Raw genomic sequence first — 16,586 nt, 5'->3', positions numbered from 1 at the left:
CGGTCGCTTGCCTTGACCGATCCCCTCAAAGCGCTAAAGTTCTTCTAAGCGGTGGTGCAGCCTTTGTGCCTTTTCAAACCGCTACGGGAGGCCGATGGGAGGAGATCCATCGGTTTCAGATTCTTTCGGCGCCATGCGCCGGGAACGCGCGGCGGGCCGCACTGTCGACCTGCTTGTCTCGCCCATCTGGCGGACGAGAACTCACGGGGACTGGCCCTGCTGCAGGGCTTTGGAGGAAAACCGATTGACGGTTTTCCATGGGAAGCTTTTGGAGGACATGATGAAAACACTGAAGACACTGACGGCGGCGCTCCTGCTTTCGGCAAGCGCGGCATCCATGGCGCAGGCCGACACGATCCGCTTCTGGACGACGGAAGAACAGCCGGAGCGGCTCGCCAAGCAGCAGGAAATCGCCGACGCCTTCAAGGAAGAAACCGGCAACGAGGTGCAGGTCATTCCGGTGACCGAGTCCGAACTTGGCACGCGCGCCACCGCCGCCTTTGCCGCCGGCGACCTGCCCGACGTCATCTACCTCACTGTTCAGTATGTTCTGCCCTGGGCCGAAGCCGGCATTCTGGACGCTGAAATCAACGATGAGATCGTCAACGATCTCGGCATCGACACCTTTGCACCCGGCGCGATCGAGATGGCGCAGTTCGAGGGCATGACGGCTGCCGTTCCGGTCGATGGCTGGACGCAGATGATCATCTACCGCAAGGATCTGTTCGACGAGGCAGGCCTTGCCCCGCCGGATTCCTACGAAAACATCGCCGCCGCCATCGAGGCGCTGCACAATCCGCCGGAGATGTACGGTTTCGTCGCCGCGACCAAAATCGACGAGAACTTCATGAGCCAGGTTCTGGAGCACGTGTTCCTAGCCAATGGCGTGACGCCGGTCGACGAAGACGGGTTCAAGCCGCTGGATGAGGCCAAGACGATCGAGGTTCTCGACTTCTACAAGACGCTGGCCGATGCATCACCCGAGGGCGAGCTCTACTGGCAGCAGTCGCGTGCGCTCTATTTCGACGGCAAGGCCGCGATGATCATCTGGTCGCCCTTCATTCTTGACGAGCTTGCCGGCCTGCGCGACAGCGCTCCGCCGACGATCAACGACGACCCGACCTCCACCAAACTGGCGCAGATGACCGATGTGGTCACCACCTTCTCCGGCCCGTCCAATCCGGATGGCGCCGCCTGGGCGGATATCCGCTATCTCGGCGTGACGGCGGATGCGACCAATCTCGATGTCGCCGCCGACTTCATCAAGTTCTCCATGGACGAGGGCTATATGAACACGCTGTCCATGGCGCCGGAAGGTAAGTTCCCGGTCCGTCGCGGCACGGCGGACGAGCCAAGCAAGTTCGTCGACGAATGGGCAACGCTTCCGGTCGGCGTCGACCGCAAGGCCCCGCTTGCCGATCTCTATCCGGAAGAAACCGTGCAGAAGATCGTCACCGGACTTGAGACCGCCAACCGCTGGGGCGTGAAGGAAGGCCAGCTCGCGCTCGCCTCGAAGATGATCAACAGCCAGATCATCAATCAGGTCGTTCGTGAGTATATCGATGGCGAAATCTCCGGCGAGGAAGCCGTCGAAAAGCTGAATTCGGAGCTTTCCGGGATCAACTGATCCCGAAGGCCGGACAAACCGCCGGGCGTTTTGAAAGCGCCCGGCCCGTTCTTTTCCGAAGGCTTTCCCGATGTCCGACATGACCGACAAGGCTGAAACCACGCCGACGCCACCGAGAACCTATGGCCGCATGGCCAAGCGCGAGATGCGCTTTGCCTATTCGATGCTGGCGCCAACCTTCCTGATCGTGCTGGCGATCGTGCTCCTGCCGCTGGTCGCCAATTTCTGGATCTCGTTCAAGCCGGTCACGCTTTCAGACCTGCGGCCGCCGGAACTCAACATCAACGAGCGCCTGCGCGGCGATCTTGAACAGGTTGGCGACACGGCAGAGCTTGAATACCGGTTGCGCAACACCTCGCAAAAAGCCTCGATCTACGAGGCCGGCTTTGTCGATATCATCCCCGACGGCCTCGAAGTCACCGGGCTGGACGAGCGCTGCACGCTTTCGGGCCGCGAACTGACCTGCACGCTCGGTGACCTGCCGGAAAAATTCCGCGATCGCATCCGCCTGCAGGTGATTGCCGATACCGCCTATCTGACCTCGCCGGTCGAACCCCGTGACAGCCCGGCCGAGGCCTTCGGAACATCGGACAATATCCTCACCAATTTCTCGTTCACGTTGGATAACTTCTCGCGCATCTTCTCCTCGCCCGATTTCTGGAAAGTGCTGCGCGTCACCTTCTATTACACGGTGTTCGGCACGGCGAGCGCGCTTGTGCTGGGGCTTTTCGCCGCCCAGCTCCTGAACCAGAGCTTCAAGGGCCGCTCGGTGCTGCGCGGACTCTTCCTGTTTCCCTATGTGGCTCCGGTGATTGCGGTCGCCTTTACCTGGATCATCCTGCTCGACCCATACTCCGGCACGCTGAACGCGCTTCTGGTGCGCTCCGGCATGATCGGCGCGCCAATTGACTTTTTTGGCCAGCGCGATGTCGACATCTCGATCTTCGGGCTGACCTTCCAGTTCCCGGTGGCGCTGACGACGGTGATCGCGTTCGAGGCATGGCGCTATTTTCCGCTGTCCTTCCTGTTCATCCTGGCGCGCATGCAGGCGCTCTCGACCGATGTCTACGAGGCAGCCGAGATCGATGGCGCAACGCCGCTGCAGCAGTTCTGGTACATCTCGCTGCCGCAGCTCGTCGGCATTCTGGCCGTGCTGTTCCTGCTGCGCTTCATCTGGACCTTCAACAAGTTCGACGACATCTTCCTTCTGACCGGCGGTGCGGCCGGCACGCGCACGCTGACCGTCGATGTCTACGAGCAGGCCTTTGCCGTTTCCAATCTCGGCGCGGGCGCGGCGGTCGCCGTCGTCGTCTTCGTCGTGCTCCTGGTCTTCTCGCTGATCTTCTTCAAATTCTCACCGCAGGATGATGGATGATGCGTATCGGAACCGGTTTCATCGCCGCCATTCTTCTGGGCGCTTTCTGGGGCATCGTCTGGATGATCGTGGTCGGCCTCGTCTTCACCCTGTTTTCCGGTCAATCGACGGCGCCGCCGCTGACCATTGCCGCCCTTGCCGGGGCCGTGGGCGCTGCGATCTATGCGCTTTCGCCGGTCAAGACGCGCGACCGGCCGAAGAGCCGGGGGCCTCGCGTGCAGGCGACCATGGTGATCGCCATCTTCGCCATCCTGATGCTTCTGACCTTTGGCGAGCCCTTCGGCCTTTCGCTGGCCTATACGACCGGACCGCAACTGATCGCCCTTGCTGCTTTTCTTGTCGCCTTATGGTGGTCGATCGTGGCCGCGCTTCATGACCAGTCCTCCGGCAATCTGGCGCGCTATCATCTGGAGGTGATCTTCCTGCGCTTCATGAAGGGGCTGGGGCTCACGATCTTCACCATCGTCGTTGCGCTCCCCTTCTATGTCATGGTGATGACAAGCTTCAAAAGCCAGCAATCGCTGATTTCCAATCCGCTCGACCTCTCGATCGATCTCAGCCAGGGCCTGTCAGGCCTGTTCAGTTCCTATATCGAGCTCTTCACCGTCTATTCCTTCGGCACCTTCCTGATGAATTCGGCGATTGTGTCTGTGGCCACCGTCATCATCACGCTCGCCTTCGCCGTGCCCGGCGCCTATGCGGTGGCGCGGCTGAAATTTCCGGGACAGGCCTTTCTGTCGCGTTCGATCCTCTTGATCTACATGGTGCCGGCGATCGTGCTGGTGATCCCGCTCTATTCGGTGTTCTCGCAGGTGGGTTTGAGAAACTCGCTGGTCGGGCTGATGATCGTCTATCCGGCCACCACCATTCCCGTCGCGCTCTACATGCTGCAGGGTTATTTCCGCGGCCTGCCGTCCGAACTGGAGGAAGCCGGCCTGATGGACGGGCTGAAGCGGCCCGGCGTGATCCTCAAGATCACGCTTCCGCTGGCGCTTCCTGCGCTGGCATCGGTCGCGCTCTATGTCTTCATGATCGCCTGGAACGAGTTTCTGTTCGCCTTCATGTTCCTCGATGACGTCAACATGTTCACGCTCTCGCGCGGGGTCGTCTCGCTCAATTCTTCGGAAGTGCCGCGACAGCATCTGATGGCCGGCGCGGTGATCGCGACCGTGCCGGTGCTGTTCATCTTCCTCTGGTTCGAACGCTTCCTGGTGGCGGGGCTGACCGCCGGCAGTGTGAAAGGCTGACCATGCATCAATCGCTGAAACAGCAGGCCATCGACATTCTGCGTATGAACGATCGCGGCGGCTATACCGTACCGACGGCAAGGCTCTACCCCTATCAGTGGGAATGGGATTCCGTCTTTGCCGCCCTCGGCTTTGCCACGTTCGACCGCAACCGCGCCTGGGAAGAGATCGAAACGCTGTTTTCCGGCCAGTGGGATGACGGCATGGTGCCGCATATCATCTTCCACAAGACCGACCCGGACTATTTCCCCGGGCCTGAAATGTGGAAGTCCAACACCGTGCCCCCCTCTTCCGGCCATTCCCAGCCGCCGGTGGCCGCCAGCGCCATGCTGACGATGATGCAGACCGGCACGGAGATGGACAAGGAGCGGGCAAAGGCGCTGTTCCACAAGCTCCACGCCTGGCACCGCTGGTTCCACACCTATCGCGATCCCGACAATACCGGTGTCGTCGGCATTGTTCACCCGTGGGAATCCGGCCGCGACAATTGCCCGGACTGGGATATCGGCATGGACCAGATCGTCGTCCCCGATGACCTCGGCGACCTGCCGCGCCGCGACATCACCCATGTCGACCCGTCCGAACGGCCGACGGCGGAACAGTACAACCGCTATCTCGCCATCGTGAAATTCGGCCATGAGTGCAAGTGGGACCATCTGGAGATCGCCCGCAACGGACCGTTCTTCATGGTCGACCCCTGCGTTCAGTTCGCCCTGATGCGCGGCGACCGGGATCTCGCCGAACTGGCAACGGAATTCGGCGAACCCGGCATCCGCGACGAGGCAGAGGCCTGGCTGAAGCATTCCAAGGCTGGATGCGACAGTTTCTGGAGCGACGACGTCGGCGGCCACGTCGCAAAAGACCTGCGCACCGGCGGGCTCTCGACCGCCTTCACCAACGCGTCCGCCATGGCGCTTTATGCCGATGCCGGCTCGCCCGACCAGCAAAAGCGGCTGACGACGGAGATCTCCGCCATTCTCGACAGCTGTTCTTTCGGCTTCCCGAGCTGGGATCCGCGCGACGCGCAATTTGAAAGCCGTCGATACTGGCGCGGCCCGATCTGGTCCGTTGTCAACTACATGATCGGCATCGGGCTTTCGGAAAAAGGCGAAACCGCCCTTGCCGAACGGCTGCGCAATGATACGCGCCGCGCCGTCGAGACATCCGGCTTCTTTGAATATTTCGATCCACTGACCGGCGAGGGTCTGGGCGGCAAGCTGTTTACCTGGACAGCCGCCATCCATCTCGCCTGGGCAATGGGCGACGACATGTTGCAGGCAGGCTGAGGGAGAGACACATGGGCGCGATCAAGCTCGAGAACGTGGAAAAATGGTTCGGCGACCTGCAGGTCATCAAGGGGATCGACCTCGAGATCGCGGACGGTGAATTCGTCATCTTCGTCGGCCCGTCCGGCTGCGGAAAGTCGACGCTGCTCAGGATGATTTCCGGCCTTGAGGAGACAAGCCGGGGACGCATCCTGCTTGATGGCGATGACGTGACCGACCGTCTGCCGTCGGAGCGCGGGCTTTCCATGGTCTTCCAGTCCTATGCGCTCTATCCGCATATGGATGTCCGCGACAATATGGGCTTTTCGCTGAAGACCGCCGGCAGCCCGAAGAAGGAAATCGAGGAAAAGGTCGGGCGCGCCGCCGAAATCCTGAAGCTCGAGGACTATCTCGATCGCCGCCCCAAGGCGCTTTCCGGCGGCCAGCGTCAGCGCGTCGCCATCGGCCGTGCCATCGTGCGCGAGCCGAAGGGCTTTCTCTTTGACGAGCCGCTATCCAATCTCGATGCGGCGTTGCGCGTCGAGATGCGCTTCGAGATCGCCCGCCTGCACGAAACCCTCGGCACGACGATGATCTATGTGACCCACGACCAGGTGGAGGCGATGACGCTGGCAGACCGGATCGTGGTGCTGAAGGACGGCCGGATCATGCAGATCGGCTCCCCACGCGAGCTCTACGAGAAGCCGGACAATCTCTTTGTTGCCCAGTTCATCGGCTCGCCGAAAATGAACATCCTGCCCTGCACCGGCGCCGACGGCAAATACGAGATTACCGGACACGGCAGAGGCCCGTTGCCGGAAGGCACCGAGGGCGTGCCGGCGACGCTTGGCATCCGGCCGGAACATATCGATATCGTCAAACCCGGCGAGGGACAGATTTCCGGCACGGTGGAGATCGTCGAATATCTCGGCTCCGACACCTTCCTCTATGTCGATTGCGGCGATGCCGGACGGCTGATCGTGCGCGCGGACGAGGTCGAGGACAATATTCGCGGCCAAGACATCGGCCTTTCCTTCCGCGACCGGCACATCCATGTCTTCAACGAGGCCGGCCTTTCGCTTTGAGCCGCACCTTGACGGCGGCCGCCAATCGCGGGAAACCTCCGTCCGTCGAACAGGGAGACCGGACATGGCGGACGCAAACGGCAATTCGTGGGAAGAAAAGGACAGGGCCAATGTCCTTCACGGCTTTACCGATTTTCCCTCGCTGAAGGAAAACGGGCCCGTTATCCTCACCCATGGCGAGGGCATCCACGTCTTCGATGTCCACGGCAAACGCTATCTCGATGCCAATTCCGGGCTGTGGAACAACGTCGCCGGTTTCAATCACAAGGGCATCATTGAAGCGCTTACGGCCCAGGCCGAGCGCTTTCCAGGCTATCATTCGTTCTTCGGCCGTATCGCCGATGTCACGGTCGCGCTTTCCGAGCGGCTGATCGCGCTCTCGCCCTTTGACAGCGGCAAGGTCTACTACACGAATTCCGGTTCGGAAGCGAACGACACCATGGTCAAGATGCTGTGGATGATCAACCGCCGCAAGGGCCAGCCGGAACGGCGCAAGATCATCACCCGCGTCAACGCCTATCACGGCGTGACGATTGCCACCTCATCCATGACGGCCAAGCCCTACAATGGCGAATTCGGCCTGCCGCTGCCGGGCTTTCTCCATGCCGATTGCCCGCATTACTGGCGTTTCGGGCTGGAAGGCGAGACCGAGGAGGCGTTCACCGAGCGCATGGCGCGCAATCTGAAGGACCTGATCGAGCGCGAGGGGCCGGAGACGATCGCCGGCATGTTTGCCGAACCCGTCCAGGGCGCCGGCGGCGTCATTCCCCCGTCAAAGGGCTATTTCGCGGCGATCCGCCCGGTGCTCCGTGAGTATGACATTCCATTGATCGCCGATGAAGTGATCTGCGGATTCGGCCGGCTGGGAGAGATGTGGGGCAGCGACTATTACGACATGCAGCCGGACGCGATCATCACCTCGAAATGCATCACCGCCGGCTATTATCCGATGGGCGCGGTCATTCTGGGCGAACGGCTTGCGGCAGAGATGCAGGCGGCCTCGGAGGCGGCGGAGGAATTCCCCCACGGCTTCACCGCGGCCGGCAGCCCGCTCGGCTCGGCCGTTGCGCTGAAGGCGCTGGACGTGATCGAGAATGACGGGCTGATCGACAATGTCCGGGCGCTGACGCCCTATTTCCTCAAGCGGCTGTCCCGGTTTGGCGACCATCCCCATGCCGGCGAAGTGCGCGGCGTTGGCTTCATGGGCGCGATCGAAATCGTCGCCGACAAGAAGAGGAAGACGCCCTTTGACGGCAAGCTGCGCATTTCCGAGCGCATTGCCAACAAGGCGCTGGAAAAGGGCCTCATCTGCCGTCCGCTCGGCGCCTCCGTCGTGCTCGCCCCGCCCTTCATCATCACACGCGACGAACTCGACACCATGTTCGACCTTCTGGAAGAGACCTTCGCCGCCGTCTTCGCCGAGATCGGGTGACGCCGGCAATCTTCACGCCGTGGCGTTGAGGCGGACCAGTTCGGCATCCACGATCGTGCGCGTCCCCTCGGCAGCAGGCTTGCCGCCGATCTGGGCGGCAATGGAACTGAAGGCGGCGCGCGCCAGCGCCGCCTCGTCCTGACGGATGACGATGACGGTATTGGGCAGAAGCTCGAGGAAGCCGTCATAGTCGAATGTGGCGATGATCATCTCGGGCGGCACGGCCGAGCGGGCCTGTTTCAGGCATTGCAGCGCGCCCTCGAGCACCAGCAGCGACGAACAGACAAGCGCCGAGGGCAGTTCTCCGCCATCCGCCAGAAGCGCCTGCATCATGGCCTCGCCGGCTGCCGCGCTGTCGTCATCCGCCGTCAGCACACGCGCCTTCTCGCCATCACCCGCCGCCTCGCGGAAACCCGCGATACGCTCTGCGATGGCCGGATTATCCGGATGGCCGCAGAAGAAAACCACACGCTCCGCGCCGGACGCCATCACCGCCGCAGTGAGCAGTCTCGCATTCTCCCTGTGGTCGCTGGTGATCGCTTCGACGCTATCGCCCGGATAGTGCCGGTCGACCAGGACCATCGGCGTGCGCCGGCCGCGTTTGCGGGCGCTTGCCGGCGGACGCGGCGCGCAGGGCGCGAGCACCAGTGCATCGACCCCGCGCTCCATGAGGCTCTGCAAGGCGCGGACTTCGAGCGCCGGATCCTCGCCGCTCGATGTCGTGATCAGCACCAGGCCTTCAGCCCGGCAGCAGGCTTCAAGGCTCGCCATGAACCGGGCAAAGAAGGGGTTGGCAATCTCCGGCGCGACAAATCCGACCGTGTGGCTGCGCCTTGTCTTCAGGTTGCGCGCGGTCTGGTTGATCGTATAGCCGTGCTCGGCGACATAATCCTGGATGATCTTCTGGGTGCGCGCACTGATCCGGTATTCGGAGGCGCGGCCGCTCAGGACCATGGTGATCGTGGTCCTCGAGTAGCCCGTCTCCTCCGCGATCTCGGATATGGTTTTCGCCATTGCCTCTCTTTCGTCCTGTGTGCCCGCGCCGTCTGCGGGCACCATAACGTCGCCGCTGCGCTAGCGCACGGGAAAACGCGGACTTACGCCGGCAAGCCCTGAAGCCAAACGACGGAGACGCTATGCGCGCATCGCGGCCCGGATCTTGCGATCAGCCTCCTGCAGCAGCGCGAAGGCCGCGAATTTGGCCTCGTGCAATGCTGCGACCGGGCCGCCCGCCGGTGCGATGATCTCCTTGATGGAGGACATCTGCCGCGCGCCCTGCTCCAGATCGGCATGGTGGCCGGAAGCGACCGCGCCGATGATGGCGCCGCCGAGCAGAACCGGTTCGGCCGTATCGGGCAGCGCGACCTTCAAGCCCGTCGCGTCCGCCAGGATACGGCGCAACAGTCCGCTCTGGGCCGCGCCGCCGCTGACCACGATGGTCTCGAGCGGCAGTCCCTTGGCCTTTTCCGCCTCGATGATCTGCAGCGTACCGTAGCAAAGCCCGCAAAGGCCCGCGACGTAGAGCGCCACCAGACCGTCTTCTCCCGTCTCAAGTTTCAGACCGCTGATGACGCCGGTTGCCTGCGGATCGGCATAGGGCGCGCGATTGCCGAGGAACTCCGCTACCACCTGGATATCGCGCCCGAGAAAGGCTGCCTGTTCCGCTGAACCCGCTTTTTCGACCGCGCGCTTTTCCAGATAGACGGGAAGCGGAAGGCCCGCCGCAGCCGCCTTCTCGCGCATGGCGGGATAGGCGGGGTGGAGCGTGACCAGATGGTCAAGTGCGGCGCCATAGGCAGACTGACCGCCTTCCAGAAGCCAGAAGCCCGGCACCATGGCACCGAAATAGGGACCCCAGACGCCGTCGACGAAATTTGCATCCTTCGCCAGCGTCATGGCGCAAGCCGAGGTGCCCATGATCAGCGCCATCTGGGTTTCCGGCGGCAGGTTCTCGCCGTCAGGCCCTTCGCAGGCAAAGGTGCCGACGCCGCCACAATGGGCATCGATCAGCGACGCGCCGACCGGGGTGCCCGCAGCAAGGCCAAGTTCGCTCGCCGCTTCCTCCGACAGTCCCTTGCCCAGGGGCGTGGCGATATCGACCACATTCGAGCCGATCCGGGCGAAATCATCGTCGGCGAGCTCCTCAAGGCCGATCGCCTTGAAATAACCGGCATCCCACCGGCTTTCATGGGCGAGGTAGGTCCATTTGCAGGTAACCGTGCAGACCGAACGCTCCGTCGCGCCAGTCGCGCGCCAGGAGAGAAAGTCGGCAAGATCGAAGAAATGGCCGGCGGCGGCAAAGGTCTCGGGCCGGTTTTCCTTCAGCCAGAGCAGTTTCGGCGTTTCCATTTCCGGTGAGATACGGCCGCCGACATAGCGCAGCACATCATGGCCGCCGGCATTGATGCGATCCGCCTGCTCGATGGCGCGGTGATCCATCCAGACGATGATGTTGCGCTCGGGATCTTCCGACGGACCGACGGGGAGCGGCCTGCCCTCGCCGTCCAGGACGACGAGCGAACAGGTCGCGTCGAATCCGATTCCCTTGACGCTGTCGGGCGCGATGCCGGCTTCGGCAAGTGCCGTCTTCGTCGAAAAGCAGATGGCATTCCAGATATCGTCCGACGATTGTTCGACGATATCGCCCGCCTCCCGCCACAAGGCGAGGTCTTTCTTGCCGACGCCGAGAAGACGACCGTTCTCGTCGAAGACGCCCGCACGGGCGCTGCCGGTTCCGACGTCGATACCGATGAAATGATTGCTCATGCTTCTCTCCCTGCCCCGTCACGCAAGCGGAGCATCTCCGTTTTCTTGTCCGGCCGCAACGGCCGCCTCCGCCCAGCACCGACCAAGCCAGCTTGTTCTCCCTGGCGACGCATGCTGTTACGAGTTAGCTTTCCCTTGCTACATCTTTCTCACCGCAAGCTCAAGCCGCAACAATGGCCGTCGCGGCAAATTGGAGGAGTTCAGAAAAGGAAAAAGGCGCCGGTTGCCCCGACGCCTTGAACCAAAACGAGTGACAGGCCAGCCTCACGCTGCGGAAGATGCGACCTTCTTGTCCTCATCAATGCTGAGCAGCTTGAAAATATCAGTGCGGCGGCGCACCAGATCATCGATCGTGTAGCCGGCAAGGACAGAGAAGAAGGCATTCAGCGCCTCCCTGAGCGCCCCGTTGAAGCCGCAGCTATCTACCAGCGGGCAATCCGTTTCATTGCCGTCCTCGAAGCATTCGGCCATGGAGAAATTCTCCTCCGTGACGCTAACCACATCGAAAAGCGTGATCTCGGAGGCCGGGCGGCCGAGGCGGACGCCACCATTGCGGCCGCGTACCGTTTCCATGATGCCCGCCTTGTGCAGGGGCTGGATGATCTTGAACAGGAATAGCTCAGACACGCCATAAGCCTTGGCGATCTCGGGCACACGGCTCAGCTTGCCGTCGTTGGCGGCGCAATACATGAGCATACGTACCGCGTAATTCGTCTGCTTGGTCAGGCGCATACCGATTTCCTCTTTAGAATCTTTCCATCTTTATAACGCGTTTCTCACTTTGGAACAATTCCAAAAGAAGAAATTTTCACTCAAGTCTAAAGGCCCGATCGGTTGACACCTCGTCCTGGATACCTGATTACATAAATCGACTTAAAAGATCACATGGAGGATTCAATGACAAGGCTCAAGGCGCTTGCCGGTTCTTTCCTGGCTGCAGCGATCATCGGCACGGCCGCTCCGGCCCTGGCCGAGGACGTCAACATCTATTCCTACCGCCAGCCCGAACTGATCGCTCCCCTTCTCGAGGCCTTCGAGGCCGAAACCGGCATCAACACGAACGTGCTGTTTCTGGATACCGGCCTTGTCGAGCGGGTGAAAGCCGAGGGTGCCAATTCTCCCGTGGACGTGATCCTCACCGTCGATATCGGCCGCCTGACCGAGGCAAAGGAAGCCGAGGTGACGCAGCCGGTCGAGAGCGAGATCATCAATGCCGATATTCCAGAACAATTTCGCGACCCTGACGGCAACTGGTTCGCGCTGACCAAGCGCGGCCGCGTGGTCTATGCTTCGAAGGACCGTATCGGCCAGGTACCGATCACCTATGAAGAACTGTCGGATCCCAAATGGAAGGGCGCGATCTGCATCCGCGACGGCCAGCATCCCTACAATATTGCACTGATCGCCTCCATGATCGCCCATCACGGCGCCGCATACACCGAGGAATGGCTCGAGGGCCTCAAGGCCAACCTCGCTCGCCGCCCGAACGGCAACGATCGCAGCCAGGCCAAGGCGATCATGTCGGGCGAATGCGACATCGCGCTCGGCAACACCTACTATGTCGGCCTGATGATGACCAATGACAAGGAACCCGAGCAGAAGGAATGGGCAGCCGCGATCGACATCCTGTTTCCCAATGCCGAGGACCGGGGCACCCATGTCAACGTCTCGGGCATGGCGATGGCAAAGCACGCGCCGCATCCGGAAAACGCGCTGAAGCTGATGGAATTCCTGGCTTCGCCCGAGGCCCAGGAAATCTATGCCGAGCAGGTTTTCGAATATCCGGTCATGCCGGGTGCCGAAGCTTCGGAAATCGTCCAGTCTTTCGGCGAGATTCATCCTGACGACCTGTCGCTGACTGAGATCGCAGACCACCGCCGAGAGGCCTCCGAACTCGTCGACAAGACCGGCTTCAACGACGGCCCCTGAAGCACAACGCAGTCAGGCGACGACCACCTGGCGCTTGAGAAAAGACGTGAAGACAAAAGAGAGTGGATCCGCTTTTCCGTGCAAGGCTGATCTACTCGAGGGTGACTGACAGCCGGGCCGAGCGAGCCGGCCTTTGCGAAAGATCACCGCATGGAGAAGCGGAACCGTGTCCGGGCACGGCGTTGTTCTCCTGGACTTATCGCCTCACACGGCCGTCGGGATAAGCCTTCAGCACCGCCGCCAATTCGTCAGCGGGAACGGGCATTGCATTGAAATAGCCCTGCACGGCATCCGCGCCATGCGCGCAGATCCAGTCGAGCTGAGCCTTGTCCTCGATCCCCTCGGCGACCGTCTTGAGGCCCAGAGCCCGGCACAGTTTGATGGTCGAGGCGACGATCTCGTCGCTCTGCGGATCTGTGCCAACCCCGGAGATGAAGCTGCGATCGATCTTGATCCGGTCGAAGGGCAGTTCGCGAAGCTGGCGCAGGCTGGAATATCCCGTACCGAAATCATCGAGCGACACGCGGATCCCTTCTGATTTAAGCCGCATGATGTTCTGCCGCGTGGCATCGAGATCGACCACTAGTGCGTCCTTGGTCACTTCCAGTTCGAGCCGGCCCGGCGGAAAGTCGTTCTCTCGCAATATCTTAAGAACGCAGCCGGCAAAACCGGGATCGCACAATTGATGGGGTGTCACGTTCACGGCGATCGCGGTGGCGGACGGCCACTGACGCGCATCCTTGCAGGCCTGTACCAGAACCGCCTTGAACAAGGCAGGAATGAGGCCCGCCGCTTCCGCATGCGAGATGAAGTCTCCCGCGCTCAGAACCCCCAGTTTGGGATGTTTCCAGCGGGCCAGAACCTCGACCAGAACAACCTCGCCAACCGAACAACTGCTAATCAACTGGTAATATGGAATGATCTGGCCCGATGAGAGCGCTTCGGCCAGATCGAGTTCGAGCATCTGTTCAGCTTCCGAGCCGCCATCCATTTCATCAGAGAAGGAAACGATCCGCCGGCGTCCTTCCTCCTTCGCCCGATACATCGCGGCGTCCGCCTTTTTCAGCAGCGTGTCGCGGCTTGTCCCATCCTTCGGATAGGAAGCGACGCCGATACTCACGGAAGGGGAAATTTCGCGGCCGAGCAGCATTACAGGTCGGGAAACATCAGTCAGCAGCCGTGAAGCGAGACGTTCCGCCGTATCTTCGCCGCCAGTGTCCTGCATCAGCACCGCGAACTCGTCGCCACCCAGCCGGCCAAGAAAGTCGTCGGGCCGAACCGCTTTTTTCAGACGGTCGGATACCACCTGGAGCAACCTGTCGCCGGCCTCGTGGCCAAGGCTGTCATTGATCTGCTTGAACCGGTCGAAATCAATGAACAGAAGCGAGAAACGATCCGACTTGCGGCGTGCCCGCGTCAGCCTCCGCTCGCATTCCTCCTCGAAATAACGCCTGTTGGAAATACCAGTCAGCGTATCCTGACGGGCAAGCGCCTGCGCCAGCCGCTCAGCCTCATGCCGACTTGTCACCTCTCTGCGCAATGAGCGGGTGCGCTGGACAAGCAGGAACAGAAGCGCGAAACTTGCCACCATCAACACCGTGAAGAACTCGTCGAGTTCCCAGTCTTCATGGGCGCGTGAAAACGTGTGCAGACGCTCGAACGACTCGAAATACACCAGAAAGACCGTCGCAACCAAGCCGAGCACCAGCACGATCACGATATCGCCCCGCAACGCTTCCTTCAGTTTTTTCAATCGCGCACCCTGACGCCGATCCGATCGGCGTTCTTTATCGTTGTTGTGCTCGGTCGCACGTCTATGCCTATGGCCGACATAACGACCCGGCCGCAAAACCGGACCAAAAGCATAGCCGGAAACGTGAAAAGCCGCAGCAAAAAAAGCTGCGGCTTAATTAAACTCACGGATAATTCAGCGACGGTCAACCAGGGAAGACCGTCTCGTTCAGATGGGTCAGCTCATTCATCATTTGCTCGATGGCGCTCTTGTGCTCACGATGGCTTGCATCGTCGAGTTCCTTGCGCAGTGACTTGATGCGATGCTCGATCGCATCCGACGCCTCGCCGATCGGAACGGCGGTCTCGGCAAGAAGCGTGCAGGAATTACCCTGGATATCGGCAAAGCCATGAAACACCAGAAACTGGAATTCCTTGCCGTCATGGTTCTTGAACTTCACCATGCCGGGACGAACCGTCGTCATGGTCGGCGCATGATCCGGCATCACCGTCATTTCGCCTTCCGCTGCCGGGATGACGACGGCATCCGTTTCGGCAGACGCCAGAAGCTTTTCAGGGGTCACCAGCTCGAAAATCATCGTGTCAGCCATGACGTTCCAATCTCTTGTCTTGCAAAATCACCGAGAACCGGTGGGCGGCGTTTTCGCCGCCCGCCTGAATGATCAGGCCGCTTCGGCGAGCTTCTTGGCCTTGGCAACAGCATCATCGATCGTGCCGACCATGTAGAAGGCTGCTTCCGGCAGGTGGTCGTATTCGCCCTCGACCAGGCCCTTGAACGAACGGATCGTGTCTTCCAGCGAAACCAGAATGCCCGGCGAACCGGTGAAGACTTCGGCAACGTGGAAGGGCTGCGACAGGAAGCGCTCGATCTTGCGGGCGCGGGCAACCGTGAGCTTGTCTTCTTCGGAAAGCTCGTCCATGCCGAGGATGGCGATGATGTCCTGAAGCGACTTGTAGCGCTGCAGCGTCGACTGAACCGCACGGGCAACCGCATAGTGTTCTTCGCCGACGATCATCGGGTCAAGCATGCGCGAAGTGGAATCGAGCGGGTCAACGGCCGGATAAATACCCTTTTCAGCGATCGAGCGCGACAGCGTGGTCGTTGCGTCCAGATGGGCGAACGAGGTTGCCGGCGCCGGGTCGGTAAGGTCATCGGCCGGAACGTAAATGGCCTGAACCGAGGTAATCGAGCCCTTGGTCGTCGTGGTAATGCGCTCCTGCAGGGCGCCCATGTCGGTCGCCAGCGTCGGCTGATAGCCCACAGCGGACGGGATACGGCCAAGCAGAGCCGAAATTTCCGAACCGGCCTGGGTAAAGCGGAAGATGTTGTCCACGAAGAACAGAACGTCCTGGCCTTCGTCGCGGAAGGATTCCGCAATCGTCAGGCCGGAAAGGGCAACACGGGCACGGGCGCCGGGCGGCTCGTTCATCTGGCCGTAGACCAGTGCGCACTTAGACCCTTCGGCAGAACCGTTGTTCTCCGACGGATCGACGTTCACGTTGGATTCGATCATTTCATGGTAGAGGTCGTTACCTTCACGCGTACGCTCGCCAACACCAGCGAACACGGAATAGCCACCGTGCGCCTTGGCGATGTTGTTGATCAGTTCCTGGATGAGAACGGTCTTGCCAACACCGGCGCCGCCGAACAGACCGATCTTGCCGCCCTTTGCGTAGGGTGCCAGGAGGTCAACGACCTTGATGCCTGTGACGAGGATTTCCGCTTCGGTCGACTGGTCGACATAGGGCGGCGCTTCCTGGTGGATGGCGCGCTTTTCCTTTGTCTTGATCGGCCCGACTTCGTCAACCGGCTCGCCGATGACGTTCATGATGCGGCCAAGCGTCTCGATACCGACCGGCACCTCGATCGGCGAACCGGTGTTCTTGACCTCCTGACCACGGACAAGACCTTCGGTCGCGTCCATGGCAATGGTGCGGACTTCGTTTTCGCCGAGGTGCTGAGCGACCTCGAGAACGAGCCGGTTGCCGTGGTTGTCGGTCTCAAGCGCGTTCATGATGGGGGGCAGTTCGCCGTCAAAGGCGACGTCCACAACGGCGCCAATAATCTGCGTCACTTTACCGATAGAGGCCTCAGCCATGATAAAACC

At 61.2% G+C, this 16,586-nt stretch carries 13 protein-coding genes; 7 read left to right on the top strand and 6 right to left on the bottom strand.

Annotated elements, in window-relative coordinates:
- The first annotated feature begins 280 nt into the window (after window positions 1-280).
- The 6 genes from GGR30_RS06555 to GGR30_RS06530 all read left to right on the top strand — a co-directional run bounded on the left by GGR30_RS06555 (window position 281) and on the right by GGR30_RS06530 (window position 8,031).
- Window positions 281-1,627 carry an ABC transporter substrate-binding protein gene (locus tag GGR30_RS06555; protein ID WP_183484089.1) on the top strand — a complete coding sequence of 449 codons (1,347 nt, stop codon included), beginning with the start codon at window positions 281-283 and terminating at the stop codon, window positions 1,625-1,627.
- Between the two features lie 70 nt (window positions 1,628-1,697).
- Complete coding sequence (locus GGR30_RS06550; protein ID WP_246413628.1) at window positions 1,698-3,002, top strand: carbohydrate ABC transporter permease; 1,305 nt, start codon at window positions 1,698-1,700, stop codon at window positions 3,000-3,002.
- Window positions 2,999-4,249 (top strand): carbohydrate ABC transporter permease, encoded by a 1,251-nt coding sequence (locus tag GGR30_RS06545; RefSeq protein ID WP_210287961.1) that lies wholly within the window; start codon window positions 2,999-3,001, stop codon window positions 4,247-4,249. The genes GGR30_RS06550 and GGR30_RS06545 overlap by 4 nt, the downstream gene beginning before the upstream one ends.
- A gap of 2 nt (window positions 4,250-4,251) precedes the next feature.
- Window positions 4,252-5,535, top strand: coding sequence for an MGH1-like glycoside hydrolase domain-containing protein (locus GGR30_RS06540; protein WP_246413626.1), 1,284 nt, complete (start codon window positions 4,252-4,254; stop codon window positions 5,533-5,535).
- Window positions 5,536-5,546: 11 nt separating this feature from the next.
- Window positions 5,547-6,599, top strand: a complete 1,053-nt coding sequence (locus tag GGR30_RS06535) for an ABC transporter ATP-binding protein (protein WP_183483772.1) — start codon at window positions 5,547-5,549, stop codon at window positions 6,597-6,599.
- Between the two features lie 64 nt (window positions 6,600-6,663).
- Window positions 6,664-8,031, top strand: a complete 1,368-nt coding sequence (locus tag GGR30_RS06530; protein WP_183483770.1) for an aminotransferase family protein — start codon at window positions 6,664-6,666, stop codon at window positions 8,029-8,031.
- A 12-nt stretch (window positions 8,032-8,043) separates the two neighbouring features.
- Here GGR30_RS06530 and GGR30_RS06525 read toward each other — a convergent pair whose 3' ends face one another.
- The 3 genes from GGR30_RS06525 to rirA form a co-directional block, all read right to left on the bottom strand.
- Window positions 8,044-9,045, bottom strand: a complete 1,002-nt coding sequence (locus tag GGR30_RS06525; RefSeq protein WP_183483767.1) for a LacI family DNA-binding transcriptional regulator — start codon at window positions 9,043-9,045, stop codon at window positions 8,044-8,046.
- A 120-nt stretch (window positions 9,046-9,165) separates the two neighbouring features.
- On the bottom strand, window positions 9,166-10,797 hold the full coding sequence (locus tag GGR30_RS06520) for an FGGY-family carbohydrate kinase (RefSeq protein WP_183483765.1): 1,632 nt from the start codon (window positions 10,795-10,797) through the stop codon (window positions 9,166-9,168).
- Window positions 10,798-11,061: 264 nt separating this feature from the next.
- A complete protein-coding gene (rirA, locus tag GGR30_RS06515; RefSeq protein ID WP_183483763.1) occupies window positions 11,062-11,529 on the bottom strand; it encodes an iron-responsive transcriptional regulator RirA in 468 nt (155 codons plus the stop codon).
- 165 nt (window positions 11,530-11,694) lie between these two features.
- Between rirA and GGR30_RS06510 the strand changes: the two genes are divergently transcribed.
- Window positions 11,695-12,726 (top strand): Fe(3+) ABC transporter substrate-binding protein, encoded by a 1,032-nt coding sequence (locus tag GGR30_RS06510; RefSeq protein ID WP_183483761.1) that lies wholly within the window; start codon window positions 11,695-11,697, stop codon window positions 12,724-12,726.
- A gap of 196 nt (window positions 12,727-12,922) precedes the next feature.
- Here the strand turns inward: GGR30_RS06510 and GGR30_RS06505 are convergent, their stop codons facing one another.
- The 3 genes from GGR30_RS06505 to atpD all read right to left on the bottom strand — a co-directional run bounded on the left by GGR30_RS06505 (window position 12,923) and on the right by atpD (window position 16,577).
- Entirely contained in the window at window positions 12,923-14,479 is a 1,557-nt protein-coding gene (locus tag GGR30_RS06505; protein WP_183483759.1) for a putative bifunctional diguanylate cyclase/phosphodiesterase, read from the bottom strand.
- Between the two features lie 184 nt (window positions 14,480-14,663).
- A complete protein-coding gene (locus tag GGR30_RS06500) occupies window positions 14,664-15,068 on the bottom strand; it encodes a F0F1 ATP synthase subunit epsilon (protein ID WP_183483757.1) in 405 nt (134 codons plus the stop codon).
- Between the two features lie 72 nt (window positions 15,069-15,140).
- Window positions 15,141-16,577, bottom strand: a complete 1,437-nt coding sequence (gene atpD / locus GGR30_RS06495) for a F0F1 ATP synthase subunit beta (protein ID WP_183483755.1) — start codon at window positions 16,575-16,577, stop codon at window positions 15,141-15,143.
- Between the last annotated feature and the right edge of the window lie 9 nt (window positions 16,578-16,586).

It is taken from the genome of Martelella radicis (assembly GCF_014196625.1).
GTDB classification, from domain to species: domain Bacteria; phylum Pseudomonadota; class Alphaproteobacteria; order Rhizobiales; family Rhizobiaceae; genus Martelella; species Martelella radicis.
The sequence above is the reverse complement of the archived record's forward strand: the minus strand, read 5'-3'. Positions and strand labels throughout refer to the sequence as shown.